Origin of the sequence: Streptomyces sp. NPDC005281, assembly GCF_040607495.1 — a bacterium.
Classification (GTDB): domain Bacteria; phylum Actinomycetota; class Actinomycetes; order Streptomycetales; family Streptomycetaceae; genus Streptomyces.
This window is the reverse complement of sequence record NZ_JBEXGX010000085.1, coordinates 1-5,318: the sequence shown is the minus strand read 5'-3', so window position 1 is coordinate 5,318 and position 5,318 is coordinate 1. Positions and strand designations below refer to the sequence as shown.

Here is a 5,318-nt window from a genome sequence, read left to right as displayed (position 1 = left end):
GGCACCAGCTGTGGCGGGACGGTGGCGTGCAGGCTCTGGCCTCTCGTGGCCCGAGCGGATCGCGATGCCGCCTGTCCCCGCGCTGCCTGGAAAAGCTGGCCGCCTACCTCGATGAAGGGCCGGCCGCGCACGGCTGGGTGGAGGACCAGGTGTGGACCGCGGCGAGAGTGGCCACGCTGATCGGCCGGAAGTTCCACGTCGCCTACAGCGTCTCGGGGGCCACCCGGCTGATGCACCGGCTCGGGTTCAGCTCGCAGGTGCCGGCCCGGCGGGTGGCCGAGCGTGACGAGCAGGCCGTGGTCGTGTGGAAGGAGGCGACCTGGGCGGAGGTAAAAGGACCCGGGCGGCCCGCGGAGGTTACATCTGCTTCGAGGACGAAGCCGGGTTCACGCGGCGGCCGCCCAGGGGACGGACCTGGGGGCGGCGCGGCCGCACCCCGGTCGTGACCATCAGCGGACGCCGCTCGGGACGGCTGTCGGTGGCCGGGCTGATCGCCATGCGGCCCGGCTCCCGGACCCGGCTGTGTCACCGTCTGCGCACTCACCCTGCGGGCAAAGGCAAGCGCCGCAGCATGGGCGAGCGCGACTTCATCGCGCTGATCGACGGCACCCATCACCTCGTCAAGGCGCCGATCGTGCTGGTCTGGGACCGGCTCAACACCCACGTCTCCCATGCCATGCGTGAGTTGATCGCCGAGCGTGAGTGGCTGACGGTGTTCCTGCTGCCCGCGTACTCGCCTCGAGTGGGTATGGGCCCATGTGAAGCGCAGCCTGGCCAACCTCGCCGTGGTCTCCCTCGACCGGCTCGAAACCCTGGTCCGCAACCGGCTCAAACGCCTCCAGTACCGGCCCCACACCCTCGACGGCTTCATAGCCGGCACCGGCCTGATCCTCGCCGAACCAGTCTCACCTTGACGAGCCGAAGTCAGTAATCACACGGAAGGCCCGCGCGAGCAGGTCAGCAGGCGAGATTTCCCAGTCCAGCGAGTACCACCCCCCGCGGCACTGGCTGCCTGACCCGGTCGCACCGACCGGCGCCACGTTCTACGCCTTCGCGGGCGCAGCCCTGCGGGAGGCCGTCGACACCGGCACCCACTACTTCACGACCGAAGGCATCCCTGCCCTCTGCGATGCCGCCGAGACCGTCCTCCACTACGTGACCACACTGCTCGGGTAGCAGCGAGTTCGTTGTCCGCGGACAACAAACGCCCGCACCCAGGGCAGCAAAATGCCCCCGCCGTCCGGAACTGATCCGGTCAGCGGGGGCTCTTCGCGTATCTGGTGCGCAGGTGGGTCAGGCCTCCGGCTTCGACGGGAAGCCAGAACCGCCGCCTTCTGACGAGTGGGTGTAGCGGATGGGCTTGCCGAGACGGCGTGCATAGGCGATCTCGCGGCGGGTGGACTCGCCGATGTATCCGCCGGGGAAGGCGCCTGAGTTCGCGAATACTGAGCACTCGGCGCCTCGAACCTGGGCGTTCGTCGCGTGCCGGTTGGCGATCATCGTCGTTCTTTTGGTGGGCGCCGGCTGATGCCGGTCGAGCAGGGCGCCGACTTCCGCCAGCCGCCCGGCGAGACCGAGCCCGCACCCGCCCCGGCCCGACGTCCGCTCGCCCCCGGCGGCCTCACCTTCTCAGACCCGGACCGCCATATCTGAGCGCTACCACCACGGGTTGCGCCACGTCCAGGACCAGCTCACCACCTACCCCCACCGCCCGGTGTGCCAGCGCCTCCACCTGGACAGTGGTCGTAGCCGGCCCGGCTCCCGCCTCGGATACCGTGTTCCTCTACGGGGTGCCATAACGGATGTGACGCCCCCCACCGGAGGTAGTCAGCGTATGAGTTCAAAGCGCAGCAAGAATCCAGCCCTGCCCGTACTTGACGACGCATTCCGGCTCGCGTCGGTCAAGGACGCCGAAGAGTCCACCCGTGACTTGGCCGCGCGGCTGGCCACCACCGAGCTGCGCCGCGTTTCCCACCCGGGCCGGGTCACCTGGGAGCCCACCGATCAGGCCGAGCCCGTACCGGTCCCGCCGACTGTGGTCGACGGTGACGGGGACCTGTGGCTGCGGGACCGGGGCACTGGCACCTGGACCATGCCCGAGTTCAACCCGAAGGAGTTCCCGGCCCGCTGTGGCGAGGTTCTGACGTGGAACCAGCTTGCCCGCGAGTTCGGCCCTCTGACCGCACTGGCCGACGACCGCCGCATCGGCGGCGGCCGGCGCTGACCGCGCAGCCTTCTGGGATGACCGCGCCCCTGAAGCACCCGTGCGTGCGGGGGAACTCGGGCGCACATTCACATTGATGACCAGGACGTCGTCTGCGAGGTCGATTTTGCGCAGGTGGAGGTTGTCGAGCATGTGCTTGATGCGTTCGGCCTGCGCGGGGGTGGCCCACAGCGGGTGCGGTTCCCTGAGGTTGCAGCCGGGGGCCAGGACGATCCGGCCCGCGGCCGTCTCGTACAGGGCGGCCTCGGCGAACTGCTCACAGAATCGGGTGGATCCGCACAGGACGACGATCGGCGGGCGCGGTGTGATGCCGGTGGAACTGGGCATGGGATTCCTTCGTGTCGGAGTGGGGGCGGCCCGCCGATGTGCCGGCGGGCCGCGGTGAACCGTTCCGGGTTCGATAGGGACTCGATCATTTGAGAGGATCGAGTCATGGCACGTCCTTCCCAGTACCCGCTTGAGCTGCGCCGTCGTGCGGTGCGGATGGTCGCCGAGGTGCGGCCGGAGTACGACACCGAGTGGGCCGCGATGAAAGCGGTCGCCCAGAAACTGGGCATCGGCACGACCGAGACACTGCGCAAGTGGGTGCGGCAGGACCAGATCGACGCCGGAACCCGCCCAGGCACGACGAGCGATGAGTCCGTGGAGCTGAAGCGGCTGAAGAAGGAGAACGCCGAGCTGAAGCGGGCCAACGACATCCTCAAAGCCGCAGCAAGTTTCTTCGCGGCCGAGCTCGACCGGCCACACACACGCTCGTAGCGTTCATCGACGAGCACAAGGGCCGCTTCGGCGGCGTCGAGCCGATCTGCCGGGTCCTGACCGACCACGACTGCAAGATCGCCCCCTCCACCTACTACGCCCACCACAAACGCCGGGCCGCACCCGCTGCCCGCACCGTCCGCGACGCCGAACTGAAGACCCTGATCACTCAGGCGTACGAGGCCAACTACCTTGTTTACGGCGCCCGGAAGATCTGGCGGCACCTGAACCGGCAGAACGTTCCGGTGGCCCGCTGCACCGTGGAACGTCTCATGCGTGACCTCAAGATCACCGGTGCGGTCCGCGGCAAGAAGGTGATCACCACGATCCCCGATGCGAGTGCCCAGCGGGCCCCGGATCTCGTGGACCGTGACTTCGTCGCCCCGGCTCCCAACCGCTGCTGGGTCGCCGACTTCACCCACGTCGCCACGTTCGCCGGCGTCGTCTATGTCGCTTTCGTCGTGGACACCTTCTCCCGCCGCATCGTCGGCTGGTCAGCAGCCACCTCGAAGGAGACACGCCTCGTCCTGGACGCCCTGGAGATGGCTCTGTGGCAGCGAGACCGGGACCAACACCCGCACCGGAAAGGCGAGTTGATACATCACAGCGATGCCGGGTCGCAGTACACATCATTTGCGCTCGCCGAGCACCTCGACCGGGCGGGCATCGCCGCGTCGATCGGATCGATCGGCGACGCCTACGACAACTCCCTGATGGAGTCCACGATCGGCCTGTTCAAGACCGAGCTGATCAAGCCCCGCCGCCCCTGGAAGACGCTCTCCGAGGTCGAGCTGGCCACCGCCGAGTGGGTCGACTGGTACTGCCACCGCCGACTCCACGGTGAGATCGGGCACATCCCGCCCGCCGAATACGAGACCAACTACTACAACAAGACCGCAAAACACCAGGTCACAGTCAAGATCTAGAGCCTCGATCAAACCCGGAACGGTTCACGGTGATGGTCAGTGGCAGAGTTGTCGGAGGGTTGGGACGGCGCGGACGCTGGCGCAAAAAGGGGGCGGTGAAGAAACGTGCCTGGATCGTGTTCTTCGATGAATCGGGCGTGTCGCTGCTGCCCCAGGTCCGTCGCACCTACGCACCCCGCGGCCGCACTCCGCTCTTACGGCACCGGCTGAACTGGAAGCGAGCCGGGATGGCTGCGGCGCTGGGCTACCACGGCGCCGACCCCGAACGCGGCCCGCGGCTGTGCTTCCATCTCAAGCCGGGCAGCTACGACACCACCTCCTTGATCGAGGTGCTGGAACAGATCAAGACCTTCTACGCCGGTGAGCCGGTGGTGTTGGTATGGGACGGACTGTCCGCTCACTGGAGCCGAGGCATGCGGGCCTGGGCCGCCGAGCAGGACTGGCTGACATTGGAGCGGCTGCCGGCCTACGCCCCCGAACTCAATCCGGTCGAAATGCTGTGGTCGGCCATCAAGACCCGCGAGCTGGCCAACCTTGCCGGCGACCACCTCGCCGACGTTGCCGACGCGGCCGAACGCGGCATCCACCGAGTCTGCTCCAGCGAGCAACTCCCGTGGTCCTTCCTCCCCCACACCGGGCTCTCAATCCATCCCCAACCACCACATAACTAACGAAAAACTCAGTAAGACCGTGTCCTACGTGGTGGTTGGTCGTTGAGCTTCGCATGGGGCGGGGTACGTGGAGTTGGATTGTTCCGGACGGCTTGTGGGAGCTCGCCAGGCCGTTGATCCCGGAGGACCGGGTACGGCCGCAGGGCGGCGGGAAGCAGAACACGCCTGATGAGACGCTGTTCGCGGCGATCATCTACGTGCTGGTCAGCGGATGCGCCTGGCGAGCCCTGCCGCCGTGCTTCGGGATATCCAAGGCGACCGCACACCGCAGGTTCATGATCTGGTCGAGGGCCGGCGTGTGGGGCCGCCTGCATGAAGCCGTCATTCACCGGCTCGATGACGTGGGCCTCGTCGATGTCTCCCGTGTGGTCCTCGACTCGGCTCATGTGCGCGCTAAAAAAGGGGCGAACGCATAGGTCCGAGCTCCGTGGACCGAGGCAAGCCGGGTTCCAAGATGCACATCCTGTCGGACGCGAACGGACTGCCCCTGGTCGTGGGTGTCTCGGCCGCCAACGTCCACGACAGCCAAGGTCTGAAGCCCATGGTGGCGGGTCACCAAACGAAACACGACCCCTGCCGCGGCCGCTACTTCAAGCCCCAACGCCTCCACGCCGACAAGGCCTACGACGTCCCCGACCTGCGGAAATGGCTCCGCGGCAAGCGGATCGGGGTGCGCATCGCCCGCAAGGGCATCGAGTCCAGCGAACGATTGGGCCGACGCCGATGGGTGATCGAACG

5 protein-coding genes and 2 pseudogenes are annotated in these 5,318 nt (G+C 67.4%); 6 read left to right on the top strand and 1 reads right to left on the bottom strand.

Going from position 1 to position 5,318, the window contains the following annotated elements; all coding sequences use genetic code 11:
- Nucleotides 1-446 (top strand): winged helix-turn-helix domain-containing protein (locus ABZV42_RS42020; protein WP_356057525.1); only part of this gene is annotated, 446 nt, incomplete at its 5' end.
- A pseudogene (locus ABZV42_RS42015) lies at nucleotides 362-914 on the top strand (transposase). The gene ABZV42_RS42020 and the pseudogene ABZV42_RS42015, both read left to right, overlap by 85 nt.
- Before the next feature lie 379 nt (nucleotides 915-1,293).
- On the opposite strand, the gene ABZV42_RS42010 reads toward ABZV42_RS42015, so the two are convergent.
- Nucleotides 1,294-1,500, bottom strand: a complete 207-nt coding sequence (locus ABZV42_RS42010) for a hypothetical protein (protein WP_355991600.1) — start codon at nucleotides 1,498-1,500, stop codon at nucleotides 1,294-1,296.
- Nucleotides 1,501-1,834: 334 nt separating this feature from the next.
- Here ABZV42_RS42010 and ABZV42_RS42005 point away from each other — a divergent pair, with 334 nt between their 5' ends.
- From ABZV42_RS42005 to ABZV42_RS41990, 4 genes and pseudogenes are all read left to right on the top strand, one after another.
- A complete protein-coding gene (locus tag ABZV42_RS42005; protein ID WP_079403197.1) occupies nucleotides 1,835-2,224 on the top strand; it encodes a hypothetical protein in 390 nt (129 codons plus the stop codon).
- A gap of 432 nt (nucleotides 2,225-2,656) precedes the next feature.
- A protein-coding gene (locus ABZV42_RS42000) for an IS3 family transposase (protein ID WP_356057523.1) occupies nucleotides 2,657-3,909 on the top strand; the annotation gives its coding sequence in 2 pieces (ribosomal slippage) (nucleotides 2,657-2,939 and nucleotides 2,939-3,909; 1,254 coding nt in all).
- A gap of 95 nt (nucleotides 3,910-4,004) precedes the next feature.
- Nucleotides 4,005-4,580, top strand: coding sequence for a transposase (locus tag ABZV42_RS41995; RefSeq protein WP_356057521.1), 576 nt, complete (start codon nucleotides 4,005-4,007; stop codon nucleotides 4,578-4,580).
- 53 nt (nucleotides 4,581-4,633) lie between these two features.
- Nucleotides 4,634-5,318 (top strand): annotated as a pseudogene (locus ABZV42_RS41990) (IS5 family transposase); the annotation flags it as partial.